The sequence below is a fragment of the Paraburkholderia sp. 31.1 genome (assembly GCF_014397645.1).
Classification (GTDB): Bacteria; Pseudomonadota; Gammaproteobacteria; order Burkholderiales; family Burkholderiaceae; genus Paraburkholderia; species Paraburkholderia tuberum.
Window position 1 is genome coordinate 1 of sequence record NZ_VZQN01000243.1, and the last position, 278, is coordinate 278.

1 protein-coding gene is annotated in these 278 nt (G+C 65.1%); it reads left to right on the plus strand.

The window, feature by feature from the left end:
• Positions 1–278: Ig-like domain-containing protein (locus tag F6X37_RS36145; RefSeq protein WP_222945058.1), on the plus strand; the 278-nt coding region annotated here is incomplete at both ends.

The following is a 278-nucleotide window of genomic DNA, read 5'->3' on the forward strand; positions in this document are numbered from 1 at the left end:
CCGTGGACGGTGATCGTGGATACGACGCCGCCGGGCAAGCCGTCGATTGACGAGGTCATTGACGACGAAGGTCCGATCCAGGGTCCGGTGGGCAATGGTGAGAGCACGGACGACACGACGCCGACGCTGGTGGGCGAGGGTGAACCGGGCGACACGATCATCGTGATCGACAACGGCACGCCGATTGGCGAGACGACGGTCGACGAGGAGGGCAACTGGAGCTTCACGCCTGAGACGCCGCTGGAAGAGGGCGAGCATCAGTTCACGGTGGTGGAGCG